Raw genomic sequence first — 22,877 nt, 5'->3', positions numbered from 1 at the left:
CGTTGCTTTCGCCCTGATCATTACGCCGCAGCCCGCGGTTGACATGGGAAGAGGCAGGCTTTGTGCTACAACTGAATCGCTTTGCCGGCCGTCGCGATCCTTGGGGGACGCGGCGGCCGGCAGCGTTTAACGGGCGTTGAAATGACGCCCGCCCTGGTTTTCCACATAGGGGTTTTGGGTGGTCCTGATTGTCAGTGGTGGCTGGCAGAGTTGGGTTATGGAGGCCATTGGGGAAGATCTTGGGAAGGCGGACGACGCCGGCAGTTGGCTGCCGCGTCCGGCCCACCTTCAGGCAGTCCCGGCCCGGCAGCCTTCAGAGCAATCCCAGGGCCTTCCATCGTCGCCAGCGGCGGTGGCACGGGATGGGTTCAGGCAGCTGCGTGAGCAGCTTGCGGCCGCTGCCCTGGCCGCCCCGGAGGTGCTGGCCTCCGCCTCCTATGTCGAGGCGGCCGATTTCGCAGACGCAGTTGAGGAACTGGTCCGGACCGGGGAATACCTGCAGATCCTCTCGGCCGGCGCGGTGGACCGGACCCGCACCCAGGCCATCAACGACACCGCCACAGCCAAGACCCGCACCAGCCGGTCCCGGGCCTGGATCACCGGATGGGATGCCGGGTGGGACGCCCACGGTATCGAAACCCTCAACACCGGCACCGGACCCGTGGTCGAACCCCTGGACACCGGCCCGGCAGTTGTGAGTGAACCCGACGCCGACTGCCCCGGCTTGCCCTCCCGGCCCGGACCAGCCGCTGCACCTGGCCAACTGCTGGCGTCCCCGGCCGATGACGGCTGCCGGACCACCACAGAGTTCCTCCGCCTCCGCCTGCGGATCCCCATCCGCGAAGCCCGCCGCCGCCTCACCCTCGCCCGGCACGTCCTCCCCGGCACCACCCTCACCGGCGAACCACTCCCCCCGACCCGGCCACACCTCGCCGCCGCCCTCACCCCGGCCACCGGGCCCACCACAGAACCGGTGATCACGGCCGGGCCAGGGCCGGCAGTGTCCTCGCACGCGGCGACCATCATCACCGCAACCCTGGACCGGCTCCAGCACCACACCACACCGGACACCCTGGACCGGATCGAACACCACCTCACCCACGCCGCCACCACCGCCGACCCCGACTTCCTCACCCGCCTGGCCCAACGCTGGACCGACACCATCGACGCCGACGGCACCGAACCCACCGACGAAGCCCTCCGCCACACCCAAGGCGCCTTCATCCGCAAACCCCGCCACGGCCTGCACCACGTCGAAATCTTCGCCACCACCGACCAATACGAATACCTCCTCACCGTCATGAACACCGCCACCAACCCCCGCACCACCACCCCCGACACTTCAAATACCCCCGACACCTCCAACGGGGACAACAGCACCGGTACCGACAGCGGAGGAACCACCTCAGCCCTAGACACCAGCACCGGAAACGGCAGTACCGCAGGCACAGGCACACGTGCCGGGGACAGCCCGGCAGCGAACAACGCAACCGAGCACACCGCCCAGATAGACCTGGACCGGCGCACCCGGGCCCAAAAACAACTCGACGGCATCATCACCGCCGCCAAAACCGCCCTCGCCACCAACACCCTGCCCACCACCGGCGGCAACCGCCCCCAAATCATCGCCACCATCCACTACCAAGACCTCTTCCCCGAACCCCTCACCACCTCATCCGGAACAACAGAATCAACACCAGGGGCACACCGGGAAACCCAGGCAGGAACACGGACAGGGACCGGAACCTTCGCGTTCACCGGGCCCGTCGCCGCGGCCACCCTCCGCAAAATCGCCTGCGACGCCGACATCATCCCCGCACTCCTGGGCACCCACAGCGAAATCCTCGACCTCGGCCGCAAAACCCGCCTCTTCACCCCCGCCCAACGAACCGCCCTCACCGCCCGCGACCAAGGCTGCGCCTTCCCCAACTGCACCATCCCCGCACCCTGGTGCGAAGCACACCACATCACCTACTGGTCACACCACGGACCCACCACCACCGGCAACGGCGTCCTGCTCTGCAGCCACCACCACCACCTCATCCACAAAGAACAATGGACAATCTCCACCACCCACGGCACACCCACATTCATACCCCCACCCCACATCGACCCCACCCAAACACCCCAACAAAACCACTACTTCAAACCACCCCCACCACCCCACGGAACCGGATGAGACAAGGGTGCTGAACAGGTCGCGGGCTGCCGGACCGGCTTAAGATGGACCGCCACTTGGGGGTGCTGCGGGGCCGAGGCCGCATCGGATGTAGGGATCCTGGGCTGATGAACCGCGCAGGATGCCTATGCTCGCTGGTCCCCTGTCGCCAGGCGCCCGACCACGACAGTGCCGTCCACTTCCTCTGAACGGACCGTCCGTGTGTCGAAACCGGCAGCGGCCAGGATCGCAGATGTGCCCGCTGCCTGCCGCTGGCTGGTTTCAATCAGCAGATGACCACCGGGAACCAGCCACCCAGGGCTTCCGGCAGCAACACGGCGGTGGAAGTCCAGGCCATCAGCACCGCCATCGAGGGAGGCAACAGGTTCGTACAGGCGCGCCTCGGGCGGCATGGTGCGGATAGCTTCCGTGGGCACGTACGGAGCGTTGACCACCAGCACCCGGACCTCGCCGCGCAGCCCCGGCGGCAGGGCATCGAACAGGTCCCCTGAATGCACCTGGCCGCCCATCGGCCCAACGTTTCGACGGGCACACCGAACAGCCGCAGGTTCAATGTCCGCGGCATGCAGTTCCACCCACGGTGCCTGATGAACGATGGCTGCTCCCACGACACCGGATCCGCAACAGAGGTCAACGACAACGGCGGGTGCAGGCGTGTGCCGCTCCGGCAGCAGCGCCAGTGCCTCGGTGACCAACAGCTCGGTCCGACGCCGGGGGACAAAGACACCCGGCTCCACCACAATGCGGCGGCCGGCAAATTCCGCCCAGCCCAGGATGAGTTCCAGGGGGACGCCTGCCACGCGGCGTTGGACGTTCCGGGCAAGGTCAGCGGGAGTTGAGGCTTCGGCGAGCAGCAGGCGGGCCTCTTCCTCCGCGAAGACGCAGCCCGCGGATCTCAAGGCAGAGACAACGCCGTCGAAGTCCCGCGGTGGGGAAGAGCCGGGAGACGGAGAAGGGCTGCGGACAGCCCGTGATCCAGGACGCGGCACAGCAACGCCCTCCGTTGAGCCGGCGGGCACTCCCATGCCTGCTAACCCACGCTCTCCGGACGGCGGGCGGGGACAACCAAACCTGTTACCGCTGTCATGGGCCCGCCTCCTTCGTCCGTTGCTGGAAATCCCATGCTAATAGGTGGCCTTATGCACGGGAATGGGTCCCGGTTCTTGGCAGGATGGGACCATGATCATGGGAACAGCCAGCGACATTCTTTGGATCGGCACCTACACCCCCGACGGCGGCGGCCGCGCCAAAGGCATCGGGGCTGCCCGCGAGCACCAGGACGGAAGCCTTGAATGGCTTGGCACCGCAGTGGAGGCGCAGTCGCCGTCGTTCCTGGCCGTCCATCCCGCGCTGCCGGTGGTGTACGCGGCAGCCGAGCAGCGCAAAAAGGTCCAGGCTTACCGCCGCCGGGGCGACTTTGCGCTGGAACTGTTTGGAGCACCGGAACCGGCCGGAGAGGCCACCTGCCACGTGGCTGTGGACCTGCACGGCCGGTTTGCCACCGCAGCCTGCTGGGGCGACGGGCAGGTCCTGCTCTACGAGCTGGATGAAGACGGCGGCCTGGCCGGGCGGTTCCCCGCCGCACCGTCGGTTGACCCCCACGCGAGCCTTTCTCCCGGGAGCCCCAGGCAAAGCCGTGCCCATGCCAGCCTGATGCTGAGCGACGGACGGGTGATGACCACGGACCTGGGTCATGACACCCTTCGAATTTGGAACTATAAGCCGGGTTCCGGGCTGGTGGCCGACCATGAGGTGGTACTCCCCTACGGCAGCGGTCCCCGGCACATGGTCGAGCACCCTTCGGGCAATGTCTTCATCGTGTCGGAATACTCCGTGGAGGTCTTCGTGGTCCGGCCCGATGCCGGCACCTATGAGCTGGTATTCCGCGGACCCGCCACCGCCGGCGGAAGCCAGGACGGTGATTCCGCTGCCGAAATCTGCCTTGGCCCACAGGGAAACTTCGCGTACGCCGGCGTCCGCGGATCCAACATCATCAGCGTCCTGGAAGTGGCAGCAGGCGGCACCGAACTGATTCCCGTCAAGGACTTCGACAGCGGCGGGGACTGGCCGCGGCACCACCTGGTCCGGGGAAGCTGGCTGCACGTGGCCCACGAGAGGTCGGACAACATCGCCACGTTTGAGTTGGATCCCGTCACCGGACTCCCGGGGCCGAGGCTTCATGATCTCGCCACCCCATCGCCTACAGCCCTGGTTTCCGCCGGCTGACCGCAGATACAGCCAGGACTTCCTGACAAGGGCTCGTGCCCGGACTCATAGGGGACCACCCCCAAACACTGGAGTAATTCAGTGCAAGCGCTTACAGTTGTGACTTGGTTCACAGGTCAGCATGCTGTCCTTCGAACCCTCCTGCCGCATCCCTTGTCAACGGCAAGCCTGTACAGCAGCGCTGCTTCCCAGGAAGGTCTCACCCTTGTTATTCCGCACCCCTTCAGGCGCGCCCCCACGCGCCCAACTGCGGCCAAAGCCCGCAGGACCACAGCACCCCACAGCCCCTCGATCAAGCAGCCTGAGCCACGCCATCGCGGCCAGGTCCGCAGCCGGCCTCCTGGCAGCCGCCGTGGCGGTTTCGACGGCAGTCCTTCCGGCCCATGCCGCGGTGGGCCTTAACGATCCAAAGAATCCCGGCACCCAGGGCCAAGGATCCTCCTCCGCACTCCATTCGCTCCGCGGACCCGTCACGGACGAGAACTTTTACTTCGTCATGGCAGACCGCTTCAGCAACGGCAGCACCGCCAACGACCAGGGCGGCCTGGGGCCTGACCCGATGGTCTCCGGCTTCGACCCCGCAAAGAAGGGCTTCTACAACGGCGGGGACCTGGCCGGCCTGCGCAATAAGATCGACTACATCCAGGGCCTGGGCACCACGTCCATCTGGTTGACCCCCAGCTTCAAGAACAAGGCCGTCCAGCCGGAGGACAAGTCAGCCGGCTACCACGGCTACTGGGTCACGGACTTCACCCAGATCGATCCGCACCTGGGCACCAACGACGAGCTCAAAGCCTTGATCCAGGATGCCCACTCCCGCGGCATGAAGGTGTACTTCGACATCATCACCAACCACACAGCTGACGTGATCGGTTACCAGGAGGGCGACCGTAAAGGCTACGTCTCAAAGGACGCCGTCCCCTACAAAACGGCCTCGGGCGAAACCTTCGATGACCGTGACTACGCCGGCACCGGAACTTTCCCCAAGCTGGATGCGAGGACGTCATTTCCCTACAAGCCGGTCCTGGCTCCCGGTGAAGAAAACCTCAAGGTCCCTGCCTGGCTGAACGACCCCACGCTGTACCACAACCGCGGCGACACCACCTTCACCGGTGAAGACTCCATGTACGGCGACTTCTTTGGCCTCGATGACCTCTTCACCGAAAATCCCACCGTGGTGCACGGCATGGAAGACATCTATGAGTCCTGGATCGGCGACTTTGGCGTGGACGGTTTCCGGATCGACACCATGAAGCACGTGAACAACGAGTTCTGGCAGGAATTCGGCCCCAACGTCCTCAACTACGCCAAGGAGCACGGCAAGGACGAGTTCTTCATGTTCGGCGAAGTCTTCGACACCACCAAGAGCTTCACGTCGCAGTTCACCACCCGCAACAAGATGCAGGCCGTGCTGGATTTCCCCTTCCAGGACGCTGCCCGCAACTTCGCTTCCAAGAGCCAGGACGCCAAGGCCCTGCAGTCCTTCTTCGCGGGCGACGACTGGTACACCGATGCCGACTCCAACGTCTACGAACTGCCCACCTTCCTGGGCAACCACGACATGGGCCGCATCGGCAGCTTCATCGCCCAGGACAACCCGGCCGCAAGCGACGCCGAGAAGGTGGCCCGCGATGGCCTGGCCCACGAGCTGATGTACTTCTCCCGCGGCAACCCAGTGGTCTACTACGGTGACGAACAGGGCTTCACCGGCCCCGGCGGCGACCAGGACGCGCGCCAGACGCTCTTCGCCAGCAAGGTGCCGGACTACCTGGACGACGACCTACTGGGCACGGACGCCACCCACGCCACCGACAATTTCAACCCGGGCCACCCCCTTTACGCCAAGATCGGCGAACTGGCCGCACTCACCAAGGAGCACCCGGCACTGCGGAACGGGGCGCACCAGCACCGCTACGCCTCCGACGGACCCGGCATCTATGCCTTCTCCCGCACGGATGCCCGGGACCAGCGCGAGTACGTGGTTGCCCTGAACAACAGCGCCCAGCCTCAGACCGCCCAGGTCCCCACCTACATCGCCAAGCGCAGCTACACGCGCATTTACGGCGAGGGCGCCGACGAGGCCAAAACCTCGGACGACGCCAAACTGACCGTGACCGTCCCGCCGCTCTCCGCCGTCGTCTACGAATCCTCCGGACGGATTCCGCACTCCAAGGAGGCTCCCGCCGTCGCCCTCCAGCAGCCGGCCGCCGCGCCGGCTGACAACGGACGCATCAACGTAACGGCCGACGTCGATGGTGCTTCGTTCTACGAGGTCACCTTTGAGGCAAGGACGGCCGGCGGCCAGTGGCAGCCCATCGGCACGGACGACACCGCGCCGTACCAGGTGTTCCACGACGTGGCGGCGCTCGACGCCGGCACGCCGCTGGAGTACCGCGCCACCGTCCTGGACAACGGCGGGCATACCGCCACCAGCCGGAGCCGTTCAGCAGCAGTCCCCGCGCCCGTCCTGACCCTGCAAAAGCCCGCGGAGGGCAGCAGCGTGGAAGGCAAGGTTGAGCTGAGCGCCACCGCCGATCCGGAGAAGGCCAGCCATGTGGTGTCCTTCGAACGCAGTGTCAACGGCGGGGACTGGACCGCGGTGGGCACCGACTCGTCGTCACCCGTCTACTCCGCAACCGACGACGTCTCCGCACTGGCCGATGGCACCAAGGTCCAGTATCGCGCCTCGATGGCCGGCCCCGGCTTCAACGTCACCAGCGACATCAGGACCGTCACGGTGGGGCAGGCCCCGCAGCCCGATTCGGTCACGGTGGCCGGGTCCCTGAACAAGGCAATGGGCTGCAGCGCAGACTGGGATCCGGGCTGCAGCCAGGCGCGGATGAAACTGGATCCGGCTGACCGCATCTGGCGGCTGACCGTGGACCTGCCGGTCGGCAAGTACGAATACAAGGCGGCGCTCAACGGCGGCTGGGACGAAAACTACGGCGCCGACGGCCAACTGAACGGGCAGAACATCGTGCTGGACCACCCCGGCGGCAGGGTCACCTTCCGCTACGACAACAGCACCCACCTGCTCAGCGCCGTCTACGCTTCACAGCAGCCGGCTGCCGTGGCCGCTGCCGGGAGCATGGACAGCGAACTGGGCTGCGCCTCGGACTGGGAGCCTGCCTGCAGCCAGGCGCAGCTGGTGCTGGACCCGGCAGACCTCGTGTGGAAGCTCTCCGTTCCGGACCTGCCGGCAGGAAGCTACGAGTTCAAGGCGGCCCTCAATAAGGCGTGGGACGTCAGTTACGGGGCCGGCGGGGCAACGCCGGGGGCCAACATCGTGCTTGAGCACGACGGCGGCCCGGTCACCTTCCGTTATGACCATTTCACCCATGTGATCACCGCAGGCTAGTTCACCTTCCGAAACAAGGTAACCACGAAAGCAACAGGCCCCGCCGCTGACAAAAGCGGCGGGGCCTCGTTGCTTTCGCTACCCGCTTATGCGCCGTGCAGGGCTCCCTCCACCGCCGCAAGCAGCGAGTTGAACCGCTTGTTCGCGGGAAGGTCATCGAGGTAGACGGGCTTGCCGTCCGGGCCGCCCAACGGCACCTGCCAGTTGGGGTAGAGGGCCTCCGTGGTTCCGGGCTGGTTCTGGACCCGCCGCTCCCCCACCGCATCCACGAGGGCCACGCCCAGCAGTACCGACGGCGCCTGGGCCAGCAGGAGGTGCAGCGCCTCGATGGTGTGCTCCTCCGATGCCTGCCCCTCCGCACCCCCGGCAACCCCTTCGGAAAGGTAACCATGTTCACGCAACAGGGTGAACATTTTCTCCAGGGACGCGTTGTGCTCCGTGCGCTCCTCCTGCTCGGACCGTTCCAGCAGCCCCAGCCGGCTCCGCAGTCCCACGTGGTCCCCGGCCAGGTAACCGGCGGTGGGCGGGAGGTCGTGGGTGTTGACGCTGGCGAGCGCCTGCGTGCGGTACTTTTCCGGCGGAAGGGGCGAATCGCCGTCGTACTCAAACCAAAGGATGGACGTGCCCAGGATCCCGCGGGCCGCAAGGTAGTCACGCACCCATGGCTCGAAGGTGCCCAGGTCCTCCCCGATCACCACGGCACCGGCGCGATGCGCCTCAAGGGCGAGGATGCCGATCAAGGCCTCGTGGTCGTAGCGGACGTAGGCGCCGTCCCCCGGAGCGTTCCCCATGGGGATCCACCACAGCCGGAAGAGGCCCAAAATGTGGTCCACGCGGATGCCGCCGGCGTGCCGGAGCACGTTGGCCAGCATGTTGCGGAACGGTTCGTAACCCGCCTCGGCCAGCCGGGCGGGGTGCCACGGCGGCTGGCCCCAGTCTTGCCCCTGCTGGTTGTACATGTCCGGCGGGGCACCCACGCTGGTGTTGGGGGTCAGCACGCCGCGCAATGTCCAGGCGTCGGCGCTGCTGTGGTCCACGCCCACCGCGAGGTCGTGCACCACGCCCAGCCGCATCCCGGACCGCAGGGCAGTCCGCTGCGCATTTTCCAGCTGTTCGTCGCAGATCCACTGCAGCCAGCGGTGGAACCCGATCCGGTCCGCCAGCTTGGTCCGCAGGGCCTCCGCTTGCGGGGTTCCGATGGCGTAGGCCGGGTCCTTCCAGAGCGGGTCGTCCGGCGCCAGGTCCTCCCGGATGGCCGACCATAGGGCGAAATCCTCCAGTCCGCTGCCGGAGATGCGGCAGAACTCGTCGAAGGCGGCTTGCCGGGCGGGTGAACGGCGGGTGTGGTAGAGCATTTCAAGTGCCTGCAGCTTCGCCGCGTACACGGCATCGCGGTCCAGGCGGGCACCTTCCCGGTTCAGCCCTGCCACTTCCTCGTGCAGCTTTTCCAGGGCTGCGCGTTTCCGCGGCCGGAGGTAGGCCAGTTCGGGGATGGCCTCGATCCGGATATAGAGCGGGTTGAAGAACCGGCGGGTGGACGGCGAGTAGGGCGAGGGCTGGACCGGCGGCACGGGCTCAGCCGCGTGCAGCGGGTTGACCAGCACGTAGTCGGCGCCGCGCCCGCCGCTGATGGCCGTCAGATCGGCCAGGTCCGCAAAGTCGCCGATGCCCCATGACCGCTTGGACCGGACCGAGTACAGCTGCGTGGCCAGCCCCCAGCCGCGGCGTTCCTCCAGCGGCTTTGCCGTGGCCAGCCGCGGCGGCGTCACCACCAGGGTGGCGGTGGCGGTGACGCCTTCCGACTCCGCGTGCAAAGTGTGCCACCCCAGAGGCAAGTCCCGGGGAAGGGAGAACGTGGCACGTCCCTTGGATACGCCGTCGACCTCCCTGGGCTGGACCCAGACATCCTGCTGGACGGCTTCCCGTTCCCCGGTTCCCCCTTCAAGGGTTATGGTTACGCTCGCGGTGGCGCCGTCACGGACATGGACCGGCACCTGCGCCGGCTCGCCATGTTTAATCACGACGGCGGGCGGCAGCATCCGCCGCCACGGCGCCAGTTCCGCTTCCGCCAGGGCAGCCTCTATCTGCCGGTTGGTGTTTGCCTCAACGCCGAGGGCGGCCAGCACCTTGATCAGCGTCTCCTGGGCAACGGAGTGCGGAAGCCCGTCCCAGCCCTGGAAGGACGTACCCACCCCATGGGCGTCCGCCAGTCGCTGCAGCAGGTGCGGATCGACCGGCCCAGGGGCAGCGGCAGGAGGGCCTGCCGTAGTGGTGGGCCGTTCTGCATGCTGTTGGCCTGAAGCCGTCATGGGTGTCCGCCTCGTCTGTGATGGTCCCGGAACTTACAGTGCTGCTGTTGTACCGGGCGCCGACACCCCCGTGCACAACCGTTGGTTCAGATTATTGCAGGGCGGGGCGGAGGCGAAACCGGGACTGCAGGCGGGCGGGTCTTGACGGGTCCAGGGCACGGCCTACGGATCGAAGTGTGTGCGCACTCCCCCGTCGCTGACCCGGCCCAGGATCCCGGCGGCAACGTCCCGCAGCTTCTGGTTCCGATGGCTGGACGCCTTGGCGAGCAGGGCCATGGCCTCATCCTGGCTGCACCGGTTCTGGGCCATGATCACGCCGCAGGCAACGTCGATGGTGGTACGGCTCGCCATTGCGGCCCTCAGGTCATCCGCCAGGTTCTGGGTATCGGCGATCCGCAGCGCCAGCCGCAGCGCGCGGGATGCGAGATCGGCAAACGCTTCAGCCCGGTGGACGGTTTCGGGAGCAAAGACGTCCGGCTCTGCGGCGAAGAAGTTCAACGCGGCGGACTGGTGTTCGTCCAGGGCAAGGGGGACGCCCAGGACGCTGCCGCAGCCATGCTCGGCCAGGACCTTCTGGTAGTTGGGCCAGCGGTTATCAGTCTCGACATTTGCCAGGACCATGGGGCTCATGACCTCCAGCGCCGCGAGGCACGGACCCTCCCCCAGCGCCTGCTCCAGCTTGTCCAGGATGACGGCGCGTTCACTGCTGCCGGCAATGGTGACGCTGCGTTTGCGGCGCCGCAGGGTCACCCCGCACTCGATGGGCGCGCCCGCGTCATCGCTGAGTGTGGAGGCTGCAACAGAGGACAGCTCCGTCAGGAAGTCAGCCACGTTGCTGCTGCCGATGATGAGGTCGTGCAGCTGGACGAACTGGTCGTCGCTCTTGATGGTGCCCATCCCCCAATATAGGCATGATGCCCGGCCGTTTGCGCGCCACAAAACGTCATTCCCGCCGGTCCCGGTTACTCCGTGCGACGAAAAGAGAAGGACTAAGGCGGAAATCTGCGGCGGTCCATCCAGGCTGTGTAGCCTCATGACGATCCAAGGCACGGCAACTGAATGGAGGAAACCGCAGATGAGCCTGAGTGAACTGCGGGTGTTCGGACGGTCGGGAACCCCCATCAGTCCCCTCACCCTTGGCACCATGAATTTCGGCGAGGGGAACGGAAGCCCGCAGGGCGCTCCCACCGGTGCGGATGAAAGCATCCGCATCATCCATGCAGCCCTGGACGCCGGCATCACGGCAATTGACACCGCCGACGTCTACTCACAGGGCGAGTCCGAGCAGGTGGTGGGCCGGGCGCTCCGCGGCCGCCGGGACGACGTCTTCCTGGCCACCAAGTTCCATGGCCAGATGAGCGCCAATCCGGCGCACTCCGGGAACTCCCGGCGCTGGATCATGCAGGCCGTCGAGGGCAGCCTCCGCCGGCTGCAGACAGACCGGATCGACCTGTACCAGGCGCACCGGCCGGACTACAACACCGACGTCCTGGAGACCATCACCACCCTCAACGACCTGATCCGCCAGGGCAAGATCCTGTATTACGGCACCTCCGTGTTCACGCCGGCGCAGCTGGTGGAGGCGCAGTGGCTGGCCACCACCAACCATCTGATCCCGCCGCTGGGCAACCAGGTTCCCTATTCCATGCTGGTCCGCGGCAACGAACGGGACGTCCTGCCCATCGCCCAGCAGTACGGCCTGGGGGTGCTTGCCTACGGCCCGCTGGCCGGCGGCTGGCTGTCCGGCAGCTTTGTCCTCGAATCAGGCAAGCCGCCCACCCGGGTTCACACACTGCCGGGCCGCTATGACATCTCCGGGCCCTCGAGTGAGCGGAAGCTGCTTGCCGCGGACTCACTGGCCCGGCTGGCGGACAAGCTGGAGCTGTCCCTGGTGGACCTGGCCGTGGGATTTGCCCTGGCCCATCCCGCCATCAGCAGCGTGATCATCGGCCCGCGCAGCAGCGAGCACCTCCAGGCGTACCTGCGTGCGGCAGACGTCCAGCTGGGCGAGACGGTGCTGGATGCCATCGACGAGCTGGTGCCGCCGGGCACCAACTTCGTGGAGCGGGACGCGGGTGCCATTGTGCCGTCCATCGAGTTCGCGGAATTGCGACGGCGGTAGGCGGCTTCCAGCCCTGCGCCCGGGACTATTGACTAACCGGTAGAAGGCTCCTACGGTCGATACCGATACCGCCGCCCAGGGAACAGGGGCCCGCCATGCCAATGTCCGATGAGGAGCGACGCCTTCTCAAGGAGCTGGAGCTGGGGCTGATCGCGGACGATCCCCATCTGGCCATGGAACTGCTGTCCGGCTATCCGGCGCGCCGTTTCCCCACAGGGCTGTTCCCGGGGACGGCCGCGGCACTGGTCGGCCTGGTGCTCATCATTGCAGGGGCGGGGCTGCCGGCTCCGGGCGCGGTAGTGCTAGGGATTCTGCTGCTGGGGCTGGGCGCCTGCCTGCTGCTCGGTCCCACGGTGCTGGCCCGGAGCGGAGGCCGGCAAATTACCGGTTAACGGCCTTGATGGCGGCGGCCCAGGCGCTGCTGTTGAGCCTGCCCGGCGCCCTGCTGCTGCACGGGTTTGCCTCCGCGGCGTCAGGATGAACAGGCTGGCGAGGACGACGGCGGCGCCGAGCCAGGCAAGTGCCGGGAGCCGTTCGCCCACCACGAGTACGGCCAGGACGGCTGCCACGACGGTTTCGAGCAGGGAGATGCCAGTGGCCGTGCTCGCCCCCACGCGGGCCAGTCCCCAGCCGAACAGCAGATACCCGGCAAACATCGGCACCGCCGCCATGTAGGCACCCACACCAGCGGCGCGCCAGGACTCCAGGAGCGGGCCGCCGGTCGCGGCAAGGACCGGCATCAGGAGGATCCCGCCGAGGCCGAAGACGGCGCCCATGGCGGCCCGGGAGGTGACAGCTTGGCCGGTCAGGCGATGGGCCGCCCAGGAGTACAGTGCATACGTGGTTCCGGCCAGCAGCCCCAGGAGGATTCCCGCCGTCGAGGTCCAGGAATCCCCTCCGGGGCCCGGCGCGTTGGGCCCCGGTGAATGTCCGGCGAGTGACAGCAGGGCGGCTCCGCCGATTCCCAGCATCGCCCCGAAAATCCATCGCCTGTCCAGCAGCTTCCCGTCGGCGAAGCGTTCGATAAGGGCCGCGGCCACCGGCGCCGAACCGATGGAGACGACTGTTCCCACGGCCACTCCGGAGAGGTGCATGGAACTGTAGAAGGCGAGGGGGTAGACAGCCACCGCCGCAGCGCCGAGCGACACCAGGCCCCACCGCGCACGAAGACTGCCCCACTGGGCTGCGATATGGCGTGCGGCGTACAGCGCCTGCAGCAGCCCACCGAGTCCCATAGCCACGGCACCGATGGCCAGCGGGCTCACGGCCGGCGCGAAGGTGGCCGCCGTTCCGGTGGTACCCCAGAGGATCGATGCCGCCACGACGGAGAGCGCTCCCCAACGCCCGGCCTGCTGATGGTGAGGCATGTTGTTCACAGGGCGTCCAGCAGTTGCCCGGCGATGGACCGGGCGTCCCGCAAGGGCGCATCGTGTCCTTCAAGGCCTGCCCTGGCCATGGCTCCCTCCAGCAGGAAGGCCAGATGCGCGGCAAGTCCCGGGGACAGCTCTTCCCGGCCTGGCAGCAGCCCGGCCACATGCTGCGAAAGGAGTTCCTGCACCTGTTCCTTGTGGCGGCGCACCGCCTCCCTCCCGGGGTCCCCGGCCGGGAGTTCGGCCGCCGCATTGAGCAGCCCGCAGCCCCTGAAACCGTGCCGGTAGACGAAGTTGGCGTGGTCGAGGTAGGCGTCGAAGACCGCCAGGACCTCTTCGCGCGGAGTGCCGGCCGTTTCCAGCCGCCGGCGGTAAAGCTCCAGCCATTCCCCGTGCCGGGCTTCCAGGTATGCGGCCACCAGGTCCGCCTTTGACCTGAAGTTGTTGTACAGGCTCTTCTTCGCCACTCCCGCTTCGGCGGTGATCGCGTCGATCCCCGTGGCGCCCACGCCGTTGGCGTAGAAAAGCCGGGCGGCCGCCTCAAGCAGCAGTTGGCGGGCAGGAGGGCGCGCCGGCGAGGCCGGGCTTGAAATGGACATGGGCACTCCTCGCGACATTGGTAGGTAGCCCAGTCTACCTACTTGACACGTAAGTGCTCCAGTTCTAAATTCAAGATATACATTTTTAGAGCGAGGTTCCGATGCTCAAGCAAGTAGAAGTCCGGTTCCCCTCCGGCGAAGCAAGCTCCCCGGCCCAGCGGCTCCAAGGTTGGGCGGCATGAAATGGACTGGCAAGGATGGGGGCTCTTCGGCCTCCTGGCAACCGCCCTCCTGACACTCATCATGATCGCGGCCCAGATGGCCGGCCTGACCCGGCTGGACCTGCCGCTGGTGCTGGGCACCCTTGTGACGCCCGATCCCGACCGGGCCCGGGTTGCCGGGTTCTTCATCCATCTCGCGGTGGGCCAGGTCTTCGCCCTCGGATATGCCGCGGGCTTCGCCCTCCTGGGCAGGGCCACCTGGTGGATCGGTGCACTGTTGGGCCTGCTCCACGTGGGCGTGGCACTGACCGTCATCCTGCCGCTGCTGCCCGGCGTGCACCCTCGGATGGCCTCCACCCGGGCCGGCCCCTCCAGCACGGCGGTACTGGAACCGCCGGGCCTACTGGGACTGAACTACGGCATCCAAACCCCGGCCGTGGCCATCCTCGCCCACGTTGCGTACGGCGTTGTTCTTGGCCTCCTCCTGAGGGCACTGTGAAACCGCTGGCATTCTGAAACCGAGGGCACTGTGAAAACAGCATCCGGACCGAAGCGTCCGGCCGCACCAGAATTGAACACACCTCCGGAGCCGCGCGCCGCCGTCGCGCCCTTCGCCGCGGCCTGGCAACCCGCACCGATCGCTGACTACGGCCTGCTGGGTGACACCCGGACCGCAGCCCTGGTCTCCTCCGCAGGTTCGGTGGATTGGATGTGTGCCCCCGCGTTCGACGGCGAGCCCATCTTCGGCGCCCTGCTGGGCGGACGGGAGGCGGGGCAGTTCGTGGCCGGTCCCGCCGGAGCCGCGCACCTGGTAAGCCGGCGCTACCGCGGCAACACCGCCACGCTTGAAACAACATGGTCCTCCGGCGGCGGGCAGCTGACGTTGACCGAGGCCATGGTTGCCGAGGTGTCCGGCGCACTCCTGCCCACCACGCTCTTCGTCCGGCGGCTGACCGCACACGACTGTCCTGTTGCCGCCGTCGTCCGCTTCACCCCACGGCTCGGCGAAAACCACCGCCAACCGCGGGTCAGCAGGCGCGGCCAGGACCTGGTGTGTGAATGGGGCCCGCTCGCGGTATCGCTGGGCTTCAGCGAGGGATGCCCGCTACCGGCCGGCCACCAGCAGACGGTGATGGTGCACCCCGGGCGGCCGGTGACACTTGTCCTCGCCATTGCCTACGGGGAACCGCTCATCCACGTGGATCCGGAAGCGGCCTGGGATCTGGTGTGCAGTGACGAGCAGCGGTGGGAGGACTGGGCCGCGGAGGTGGACACGGGCATCCCCTTCCGCGCCCAGGTGCTGCGGAGCCTGCTGACCCTGCGGCTGCTGACCTACTCACCTTCAGGCGCGCCGGTGGCGGCGCCCACCACATCCCTGCCCGAGAACCCGGGCGGCATCCGCAACTGGGACTACCGGTTTGCCTGGCCCCGTGACGCCAGCATCGGAGTGGCCGCATTCCTGCACGCCGGGAAAACGAACGAAGCCCTGGGCTTCCTGGGGTGGCTGCTGCATGCCAGCCGGCTCCAGAGGCCCCGGCTCCCGGCCCTGCTTACTCTGTCCGGCGGCCGCGTGCCGCGGGAGCGCGTCCTGCGCGGGTGGCCTGGATATGCGGGAAGTGTGCCGGTGCGGACCGGCAATGGCGCGGCCGGGCAGCATCAGCTCGACGGATATGGCTGGGTGCTGGACGCAGCCTGGGTGCTCGTGGCGGGCGGCCACCGGCTGTATTCGGAGACATGGCGGGCCATGCGCGGGTTCGCTGACATGGTGGCGGACACCTGGTCCGCGCCGGACGCCGGGATTTGGGAGATCCGGGCCGACGCCGCGCACCACGTCCACTCCAAACTCATGGCCTGGCTCGCGCTGGACAGGGCGCTGCGGATCGGCGCCACGCACCGCTTGGGCAAGCGCCAGCGGCGGCGCTGGCAGTCCGCCCTGGACCAACTGGGCACTGAGATCCAAAGCAAAGGAGTGGACCCGGACCGGAACTGCTACACGCGGACCTATGGATCCAAGGACCTTGATGCCGCCCTGCTGGTCCTTCCGTTGATCGGGCTGGAGGACACTGCTTCCGAGGTGGTCCGCACAACCGTTGACGAAGTGTGGAACGAACTGGGCGCCGGCGGGCCCCTGTTGTACAGGTACCCCCCGGGCCAGGACGGCCTGCAGGGCGGCGAGGGCGCCTTCCTGCCCTGTTCATTCTGGCTGGTGCAGGCGCTGGCCATGACCGGCAGGACCAGCGAGGCACGGGAAACCTTCAGCGCTCTGCTGGACCTGGCGTCCCCACTGGGACTCTTCAGTGAAGAAGTGGACCCCGCCTCCGGCGCCTTCCTGGGCAACTATCCGCAATGCCTTACCCATGCCGCCATGGTCCAGGCAGCCCTGGCCTTGCGCGACAACCCCGGCCTCCAGAGCACGGGCTGAGCCGACGTGCCGCCACCCGCGGCCGCCCATCGCCGGCATCCAGCCCGGCACGGGAATTTGTTGCCCGCGCCCGGCGTTGTCGATCTGTCCGGAACAATCTGGACATCAGCAGCTGGACAGGAGAACACACCACATGTCAGTTGACTACGACGCTCCGCGGGTGACACCCGAGGAAGAGCCGAACGTCGCACTGGAGGAGCTGAAGTCCGACAAGTCCGCCCGCCGGGAGGCTGCTCCCGACATGGACGAAACGGACCTGGCGGACAGCTTCGAGCTGCCCGGCGCGGACCTCTCCAACGAGGAACTCCTCATCCAGGTGGTCCCGGTGCAGGCCGACGAATTCACCTGTATGTCCTGCTTCCTGGTCCACCACCGCAGCCAGTTGGCCCGGGAAAAGGACGGCAAGAAGTACTGCAAGGAATGTGAGGGCTAGCAGGGGGACGACGGCCCGCCGCGTTTTGGTTTCAACCATTGGAATCCGCACTCGTGGCCGGAGCGAAGGCCAGCCATGATGTAGGTCACGCTCCGGCAAAGGCCGGCCGACTGGAAAGAAGGAAACCATGTCCCTCAGCGTTGAGGAAATGAACAAGCAGCTCCCGGCGGCCAACGTGCTGCCCGGAGAGGCGGTCCCGTACTACATGGCGTCGGGCGAGGGCGCACGCTACGAAATCAACGGCCAGCTGGTGACGGTCATCGCCCGCGCCGCCGATACGGGCGGCATCTTCAGCGCGGCCTACATCTCCGGCGGCATGGGGGCCGAGTCCCCCTTTGTCAGCCACAGCATCGAGCACAAGACCCTCTACGTCTTCGACGGCATCCTGCACGTCTGGCTGCCCGGCGAGAGCAGGATCCTCACCCCAGGTGACTCGGTGGTCATCCCGCCGAACACCCCGCACGCCTACCGGATGGCCAGCCACTACACCCGCTTCCTGAACTGGATGACGCCCGGCGGCGGCGAAAAGTACTACGAGCGGGTGGGCACACCCATCGGATCGCACGTCCCGCCGGTGCGGCCCGGACACCAGGCCAGCCTGCATGAGCAGGCCGAGGTGGGCGCCGAGTTCGGCATCACCTTCCCGGACGTGGAGCGCGTGGCGCCGTCGTTCAAGCACGACGCCGGCCTTCCGCCTGCCCAGAGCCCCTACTTCCTGAGCGCCGGGGAGGGTGAGCGGCTGGTCAGCTACCAGACGATGTTCACCTACCTGTCCCGGCCGGCCAACACCGGTTCGAACTATTTCGCCGTGCACACCAAGGGAGCAAAGAGCCCCTACATTCCGCTGCACTTCCACTCGGAGCACACGGAGAATTTCCTCTGCACGGAGGGCCGCATGTGGCTGTATGCCAACGGCCGCGAGATGCTCCTGACCAAGGGCGACTTTGTCCACGCCCCCGCCGGGACCATCCACTCGTTCGCGTTCGACGCCCACAACACCCAGATGGTGGGCTTCCTGACCCCGTCCGTGTTCAACGGGTTCTTCGAGTACTTCAACCAGCCCACCGAGGACTATATGTACACCGAAGGCGGCGAGCCCTTCATGGACATGGAAGGCTTCGGCCGCGCCCAGGCCGAGATGGACCTGACAGTGGTGGGCCCGCCGCCGCAGCGGCGCACCGCACTCGATATCCCCTAACCCGCCAACCACGCCATCGATTGCTCCGTACCTGCCCTTTTGAGCGCTGATAACGGCAGTTACGGAGCACTCGATGAGATCTTCATTCAACGCGAAGGGCCGGACTTCCAAATGGAAATCCGGGACTAAACCGCCGGACAGAAATGGCCCGTCAACATCTGTTGACGGGCCGCTTTTTTGTCAACTAATGTTGACGGCATGGAGGTGGAGCGGATGAAGACGCTGGTGGGATCAATGGACGGGAAAGGACCTGCGGATGCCCTGTATGCGGTGGCCGAACTGCAAAAGGAGGTGGGCCGGGCCGAGGCATCCCTGGTCCGGCGTGCACGGCAGGCGGGCTTGTCCTGGGAAGCGATCGCCTTGTGCCTGGGCGTGAGCAAACAAGCCGTGCACCGCAAATACGGGAAGCAGTAGGGCCGGACATCCAAACGGAAGCCCGGCCTTCGGTTTGAGGGATATCCATTGCTCCGTAACTGCCGTTCTCGGGGCCGAAAACGGCAGCTACTCAGCAATCGATGGGGGATCTAGGAGACGGCTTGCCTGACCAGTTCGCGGCCGTAGTCGTTGCCGTTGGGCGTGCGGACCACGGTGTGCATGTGGAACGGGGCGGGTTGGTCGTTGCTGAGGAACACGCCGGTGTGGTGGTCCAGTTCCAGGACTACCACGGGACTCTGCAGGCGGAAGTAGAAGGCTTCCTCCCCCTTCCAGCCGCCGATCCAGCTGAAGAACGATTCCCCATAGTGATCATGGATTTCCCGACGGCGGGCGGCACGGGGTCCGTCCGGCAGGTAGGCGATGAAGTCATCCACCACCGCGTCCAGCAGCTTCCGCGCATCGGCAGGCATGTCAGCCACCGGGATGCCCTCGTACGGGATCACCCTGTTGTCCTGGAAGCAGCCGCCCAGGTGCCGTTCATCGCCCGGGTGGAGGCGGCCTTCGGGCATGGCCGGGTCCACCATCGACTCATACACAACAGCCCCGGCGCGCAGCTCTGAAGGCAGCGCACCCATCAACTGCCGGGCCAGCGCGATGCGCTCCTTGAAAACCTTCACGCCACGGTGCGGGCCGGCGTCGATCATGTCCGGCTCCGCGCCCATGAACACGGGCGAAATCACCAGTTGCGTCCCCACCACCACACAGTTCAGGGCGACGTGGTGGCCAAAGAGCTGCCACCCCCACGGTTCGGTCTCGGACGGCTCCCCGTACAGGGCGAAGTTGTAGCTGAATTCGTTCATCAGCAGCGGCAGCTCCACCAGGTGGCCCAGGAATCCGTTGATGCGCATCAGGTTCCGCACCAGCTCAAAACCGGCCGAGCTCAGGCTTGCCTCCACCGTCCCCAGGACCGCGTCACGGACGGGCGGATCCAGCTCGTCCAGGCGCAGCCCGGTGTCGTGCTGCATGAATTCAGGATTGGCCCAGCTCTGCCATTCGGGTGCATCCACGGCGTAGCCGAGCTGACGGGCCTGCTCAGAATCGACGGCATCGAGCAGCTTACGGGCCGCGGCCACCATCTCAGCGGTGGGAGCTTCCTCCCCGGGCCGGGCCGGTGCCAGCGGATACAGGCCCTCCCGGCGCTCGCCGTCGCTGGTGATGCCGGTGAAGGGCCGCGGATACAGCTTCTGCCAGCCTTCGATCATGGGCCCGGCAAACGGGTCGCTCTTGGCAGCTTCGGCGTACTCCCTGGGGCTCAGTCGACGGATTTCCGCCACTCGCGGGTGGTCGGGGGAAAACAGGTAATCACGGAATGACGGCGTCGACACGGGCGCTCCTGGTGTTCTCAAGGGAAGCTGATGGTTCGGTAAGGCGCGCTTGGGTATGTCTGGCCCAGCCGGCGGCGGCAGCAAGGGCATCAGCCGCGGCGGCGGCGGAGTTGCCCCGCCAGGCCACGTGCTGGTCCGGGCGGACCAGCACGGCTGTGGCGCCCCAAACCTGGGAAAGGGGCGTGCCCTCGACGGAACAGCCGACGGCGGTAACGGTCACCGGAATGCCCTGCCGGGCAGCGGCCGCCAGCACCGGCTCGAAGACTGTCGCCGCCGGCACCCCGCCCAGCGCACCGGCGTCGGCCAGCAGGGTGAAACCCCTCCCCAGGACGCTGTAGAGCGAGGTGCCGTCTGGCAGCCACGCGTGCGGGAGCAGGGCCCCGGGAACCGCGGACGGGACGTAGCGGATGGGGTCCTCAGCGGGGAGGGATGAACCGTCCGGCACCACCCCGGGCGAGCCGCCGTAGGCGTAGCCGAGCACCAGGCCCAGCGAATCGAACTCGCTTTGCTTCACGGCGAGGGCGTCGTGGGCGGCCCGGCGCGCGGCATCCCCGGCAGGACCGGCGAGCGCAAGGTCCGGATCAGCAAAGTGGTAGGCCAGGGCCTTGCCGTTCTCCGCGGCGTCGCGGATGGTGCGGGCCGCCACCGGCCGGCGTTCATCCTCGTAACTGGCCAGGAGGCCGGGGTCGGCCCAGCCGTTGATGACGGCGGCGAGCTTCCAGGCCAGGTTGGCGGCGTCACCGATGCAGGTATTGAAGCCGTGGCCGCCCCACGGCGGGTTGAGGTGTGCGGCGTCGCCCACCAGGAAGACGTTCCCGCGGCTGTACTCCGGGGCCAGCAGCATGCGGGCGGTCCAGGGATCGGTAGCCACCACGTCGACGTCCACTTCAGCGCCTACCAGCGAGCGGACCATGGCGCCAGCATCAGCCGCGGTGACGGTCACGGCAGGATCCACGCCCTGGACAATCGCCCACCAGGTATCGGCAAGGTCCATGGGCCCCACCATCCCGGAGGTTTCCGACCCCACCACCCAGTACTGCACGGCGGGATCCAGCGACACGGCGGAGGCCAGTGACTGCGAGCGGAACAGGATGCTGATGTTGGACAGGGCCGCGGAGCCGCCCTCCAGGCGGATGCCCAGGCTGCGGCGCACCGCGGAGGACCCGCCGTCGGCCCCGATCACGTAGTCCGCGTGGATGGTGCGGCGGCTACCGGAAACATCAGCGACGACGACGGCGTACGGCGCCGTGGCTGCCTCCCCATGAGTGCCGGCGTCAGGACCAGCGCCCGGAAGGCCGGCGTCGCCTCCTGCAACGCCCGGCCCCCGGACCTCCTGCACGGTCCACCCGGTCACGAACGTGACCAGTGGGTTGTCAGCGACGGCGGCGCGGAGCACCTCCTCGAGGACCGGTTGCGGGACCTGCTGGCCGCACTCCGGCTGGGGCCCGTAAGGGCCTGGAACCAACTGGAAGGCATTGCGGAACCGGCGTAGCTCATGGGTGGAAGGGCCGGTGAGTCCGGTGCAGAAGATCACGTCCTGGGCATACTCCACGGGCAGCGGTGACGCCTTCCGGAGCGCGCCGGCCAGGCCCAGCCGGCGCAGGTGCGTCATGGTGCGGGCGTTGGTGGTCTTGGCCCGGGGCCGGGTGGGGTCAACGCTGGTCCGCGGGTCAATGACGGTGCTGGGGACGCCGCGGGACGCAAGGTCCAGGGCCAGGAACAGGCCGCTGGGGCCGCCGCCGGAAACCAGGACCCGCGCCTCCTCCGGGATGTCCGCGGCATTGGCGTTCTGGAACGTGCTCATCAGGCACGGCTCCGGAGGGAGAGATCGCCCACGGGGGTGGTGAGGGTGCCGAGCTTCTCGATCTCCACCTCGACGGTGTCGCCCGGTTGCAGCAGCCACTGGGGGGTCCGGGCGTAGCCCACGCCTTCCGGGGTTCCGGTGGCAATGACGTCGCCGGGGTGCAGCGTGAAGGTTTGGCTGATGAGCGCGATGATGGCCGGGACGGAGAAGATCATGTCGCGGGTGTTGCCGTTTTGGGCTTCGATGCCGTTGACGCGGGTGCGGACCTGCAGCCCGTCCCGCAGGTCGCCCACCTCGTCCCGGCTGACCAGTGGACCCAGGGGACCGCTGAAGTCGCCGTTCTTGCCCAGGGTCCACTGGGACGTGAGTTTCTGGGCCTTGCGGGAGGTGATGTCGTTGAAGGTGGAGTAGCCAAAAACGGCGCCGGCAGCGGTGTCCTCGTCCGCGGACTCGACGCGCCTGCCGATGTACGCGGCCACCTCGCCCTCCCAGTCCAGCCCCGCCTCGCCTGCGGGGACGGGAACCGGGACGTTGCCCACGGACAAGGACGCCGTCCAGCGGGCGAAGAGAGTGGGGTACGGCGGCAGCTCCTGGTCCTTGAAGCTGCCCTCGGCCACGTGCGCCTTGTAGTTCAGGCCCACGCAGATGACCCGTGCGGAGGCCGGGACGAGCGGCACTTCGGTGACGGTGCCGCGCTCCAGCCAGGCGCCGGCGTCGGACGCGTCCTGCCCGGCCGTGCCGGCAGCCAGGGTTGCGGCCTTGTCCTGCCATCCCTCCGCGTCGGCCCAGAAATCGGCGACGGCAGCGAGCGGGAGGATGCGGGAGCCGGCGAGCGCTGCTGCCCAGGGTTCGCCGTGGTGCGTGATGCCAATGAACTGCATGGAGGGGCCTTTCGGGTCTGTTCCGGGCGAATCGGCGCTCCGGAGGAAGTGGTGG

At 67.3% G+C, this 22,877-nt stretch carries 18 protein-coding genes; 10 read left to right on the top strand and 8 right to left on the bottom strand.

Annotated features, from left to right (window positions below; genetic code table 11):
* Positions 1–217: 217 nt before the first annotated feature.
* A complete protein-coding gene (locus ACR65K_RS13090) occupies positions 218–2,179 on the top strand; it encodes an HNH endonuclease signature motif containing protein (RefSeq protein ID WP_440153258.1) in 1,962 nt (653 codons plus the stop codon).
* A gap of 125 nt (positions 2,180–2,304) precedes the next feature.
* Here the strand turns inward: ACR65K_RS13090 and ACR65K_RS13085 are convergent, their stop codons facing one another.
* Entirely contained in the window at positions 2,305–3,078 is a 774-nt protein-coding gene (locus ACR65K_RS13085) for a putative protein N(5)-glutamine methyltransferase (RefSeq protein ID WP_440153256.1), read from the bottom strand.
* A gap of 280 nt (positions 3,079–3,358) precedes the next feature.
* On the opposite strand from ACR65K_RS13085, the gene ACR65K_RS13080 reads away from it, so the two are divergent.
* On the top strand, positions 3,359–4,405 hold the full coding sequence (locus ACR65K_RS13080; protein WP_440153255.1) for a lactonase family protein: 1,047 nt from the start codon (positions 3,359–3,361) through the stop codon (positions 4,403–4,405).
* A gap of 352 nt (positions 4,406–4,757) precedes the next feature.
* Positions 4,758–7,763 (top strand): alpha-amylase family glycosyl hydrolase, encoded by a 3,006-nt coding sequence (locus tag ACR65K_RS13075; protein WP_440153254.1) that lies wholly within the window; start codon positions 4,758–4,760, stop codon positions 7,761–7,763.
* A gap of 86 nt (positions 7,764–7,849) precedes the next feature.
* On the opposite strand, the gene malQ is transcribed toward ACR65K_RS13075, so the two are convergent.
* Positions 7,850–10,072, bottom strand: coding sequence for a 4-alpha-glucanotransferase (gene malQ, locus ACR65K_RS13070; RefSeq protein WP_440153252.1), 2,223 nt, complete (start codon positions 10,070–10,072; stop codon positions 7,850–7,852).
* Between the two features lie 162 nt (positions 10,073–10,234).
* The gene (locus ACR65K_RS13065) at positions 10,235–10,969 is read right to left on the bottom strand and encodes a GAF and ANTAR domain-containing protein (protein ID WP_440153250.1); all 735 of its coding nucleotides are present in this window, start codon (positions 10,967–10,969) and stop codon (positions 10,235–10,237) included.
* 178 nt (positions 10,970–11,147) lie between these two features.
* On the opposite strand from ACR65K_RS13065, the gene ACR65K_RS13060 reads away from it, so the two are divergent.
* Both ACR65K_RS13060 and ACR65K_RS13055 read left to right on the top strand, forming a co-directional pair.
* Positions 11,148–12,194, top strand: coding sequence for an aldo/keto reductase (locus ACR65K_RS13060; RefSeq protein WP_440153249.1), 1,047 nt, complete (start codon positions 11,148–11,150; stop codon positions 12,192–12,194).
* Positions 12,195–12,289: 95 nt separating this feature from the next.
* On the top strand, positions 12,290–12,586 hold the full coding sequence (locus tag ACR65K_RS13055) for a DUF3040 domain-containing protein (protein ID WP_235565229.1): 297 nt from the start codon (positions 12,290–12,292) through the stop codon (positions 12,584–12,586).
* Here the strand turns inward: ACR65K_RS13055 and ACR65K_RS13050 are convergent.
* Together ACR65K_RS13050 and ACR65K_RS13045 are read right to left on the bottom strand one after the other, a co-directional pair.
* Positions 12,497–13,561, bottom strand: coding sequence for a DMT family transporter (locus ACR65K_RS13050; protein ID WP_056338194.1), 1,065 nt, complete (start codon positions 13,559–13,561; stop codon positions 12,497–12,499). The genes ACR65K_RS13055 and ACR65K_RS13050 overlap by 90 nt on opposite strands.
* A gap of 5 nt (positions 13,562–13,566) precedes the next feature.
* Positions 13,567–14,163, bottom strand: a complete 597-nt coding sequence (locus tag ACR65K_RS13045) for a TetR/AcrR family transcriptional regulator (RefSeq protein ID WP_440153247.1) — start codon at positions 14,161–14,163, stop codon at positions 13,567–13,569.
* Between the two features lie 183 nt (positions 14,164–14,346).
* On the opposite strand from ACR65K_RS13045, the gene ACR65K_RS13040 reads away from it, so the two are divergent.
* From ACR65K_RS13040 to ACR65K_RS13020, 5 genes are all read left to right on the top strand, one after another.
* Positions 14,347–14,823, top strand: a complete 477-nt coding sequence (locus ACR65K_RS13040; RefSeq protein WP_440153245.1) for a hypothetical protein — start codon at positions 14,347–14,349, stop codon at positions 14,821–14,823.
* 72 nt (positions 14,824–14,895) lie between these two features.
* Positions 14,896–16,746 (top strand): glycoside hydrolase family 15 protein, encoded by a 1,851-nt coding sequence (locus ACR65K_RS13035; protein WP_440153243.1) that lies wholly within the window; start codon positions 14,896–14,898, stop codon positions 16,744–16,746.
* 133 nt (positions 16,747–16,879) lie between these two features.
* Positions 16,880–17,179 (top strand): DUF4193 domain-containing protein, encoded by a 300-nt coding sequence (locus ACR65K_RS13030; RefSeq protein WP_056337946.1) that lies wholly within the window; start codon positions 16,880–16,882, stop codon positions 17,177–17,179.
* A 127-nt stretch (positions 17,180–17,306) separates the two neighbouring features.
* Positions 17,307–18,377, top strand: coding sequence for a quercetin 2,3-dioxygenase (locus ACR65K_RS13025; protein ID WP_440153241.1), 1,071 nt, complete (start codon positions 17,307–17,309; stop codon positions 18,375–18,377).
* Between the two features lie 198 nt (positions 18,378–18,575).
* Entirely contained in the window at positions 18,576–18,791 is a 216-nt protein-coding gene (locus ACR65K_RS13020; RefSeq protein ID WP_440153310.1) for an AsnC family protein, read from the top strand.
* A 110-nt stretch (positions 18,792–18,901) separates the two neighbouring features.
* Here the strand turns inward: ACR65K_RS13020 and ACR65K_RS13015 are convergent, their stop codons facing one another.
* Genes ACR65K_RS13015 through ACR65K_RS13005 form a run of 3 tightly spaced genes read right to left on the bottom strand, consistent with a single transcriptional unit; the run spans position 18,902 to position 22,822 of the window.
* On the bottom strand, positions 18,902–20,137 hold the full coding sequence (locus ACR65K_RS13015) for a DUF3500 domain-containing protein (RefSeq protein ID WP_440153239.1): 1,236 nt from the start codon (positions 20,135–20,137) through the stop codon (positions 18,902–18,904).
* Positions 20,115–21,941: an FAD-dependent monooxygenase gene (locus ACR65K_RS13010; protein ID WP_440153237.1), complete on the bottom strand. Its 1,827-nt coding sequence runs from the start codon at positions 21,939–21,941 to the stop codon at positions 20,115–20,117. Before ACR65K_RS13010 ends, ACR65K_RS13015 begins: the two co-directional genes overlap by 23 nt.
* Positions 21,941–22,822 (bottom strand): fumarylacetoacetate hydrolase family protein, encoded by an 882-nt coding sequence (locus ACR65K_RS13005; RefSeq protein ID WP_440153235.1) that lies wholly within the window; start codon positions 22,820–22,822, stop codon positions 21,941–21,943. The genes ACR65K_RS13010 and ACR65K_RS13005 overlap by 1 nt, the downstream gene beginning before the upstream one ends.
* Between the last annotated feature and the right edge of the window lie 55 nt (positions 22,823–22,877).

The organism is Arthrobacter sp. SAFR-179 (genome assembly GCF_059414945.1).
The sequence above is the reverse complement of the archived record's forward strand: the minus strand, read 5'-3'. Positions and strand labels throughout refer to the sequence as shown.

Bases quoted from the DNA above. Each gene is read 5' to 3' on its own strand.
- ACR65K_RS13090 (WP_440153258.1), top strand. From the start codon at position 218: ATGGAGGCCATTGGGGAAGATCTTGGGAAGGCGGACGACGCCGGCAGT.
- ACR65K_RS13080 (WP_440153255.1), top strand. From the start codon at position 3,359: ATGATCATGGGAACAGCCAGCGACATTCTTTGGATCGGCACCTACACC.
- malQ (WP_440153252.1), bottom strand. From the start codon at position 10,072: ATGACGGCTTCAGGCCAACAGCATGCAGAACGGCCCACCACTACGGCA.
- ACR65K_RS13065 (WP_440153250.1), bottom strand. From the start codon at position 10,969: ATGGGCACCATCAAGAGCGACGACCAGTTCGTCCAGCTGCACGACCTC.
- ACR65K_RS13060 (WP_440153249.1), top strand. From the start codon at position 11,148: ATGAGCCTGAGTGAACTGCGGGTGTTCGGACGGTCGGGAACCCCCATC.
- ACR65K_RS13055 (WP_235565229.1), top strand. From the start codon at position 12,290: ATGCCAATGTCCGATGAGGAGCGACGCCTTCTCAAGGAGCTGGAGCTG.
- ACR65K_RS13050 (WP_056338194.1), bottom strand. From the start codon at position 13,561: ATGCCTCACCATCAGCAGGCCGGGCGTTGGGGAGCGCTCTCCGTCGTG.
- ACR65K_RS13045 (WP_440153247.1), bottom strand. From the start codon at position 14,163: ATGTCCATTTCAAGCCCGGCCTCGCCGGCGCGCCCTCCTGCCCGCCAA.
- ACR65K_RS13040 (WP_440153245.1), top strand. From the start codon at position 14,347: ATGGACTGGCAAGGATGGGGGCTCTTCGGCCTCCTGGCAACCGCCCTC.
- ACR65K_RS13030 (WP_056337946.1), top strand. From the start codon at position 16,880: ATGTCAGTTGACTACGACGCTCCGCGGGTGACACCCGAGGAAGAGCCG.
- ACR65K_RS13025 (WP_440153241.1), top strand. From the start codon at position 17,307: ATGTCCCTCAGCGTTGAGGAAATGAACAAGCAGCTCCCGGCGGCCAAC.
- ACR65K_RS13020 (WP_440153310.1), top strand. From the start codon at position 18,576: ATGGAGGTGGAGCGGATGAAGACGCTGGTGGGATCAATGGACGGGAAA.
- ACR65K_RS13010 (WP_440153237.1), bottom strand. From the start codon at position 21,941: ATGAGCACGTTCCAGAACGCCAATGCCGCGGACATCCCGGAGGAGGCG.
- ACR65K_RS13005 (WP_440153235.1), bottom strand. From the start codon at position 22,822: ATGCAGTTCATTGGCATCACGCACCACGGCGAACCCTGGGCAGCAGCG.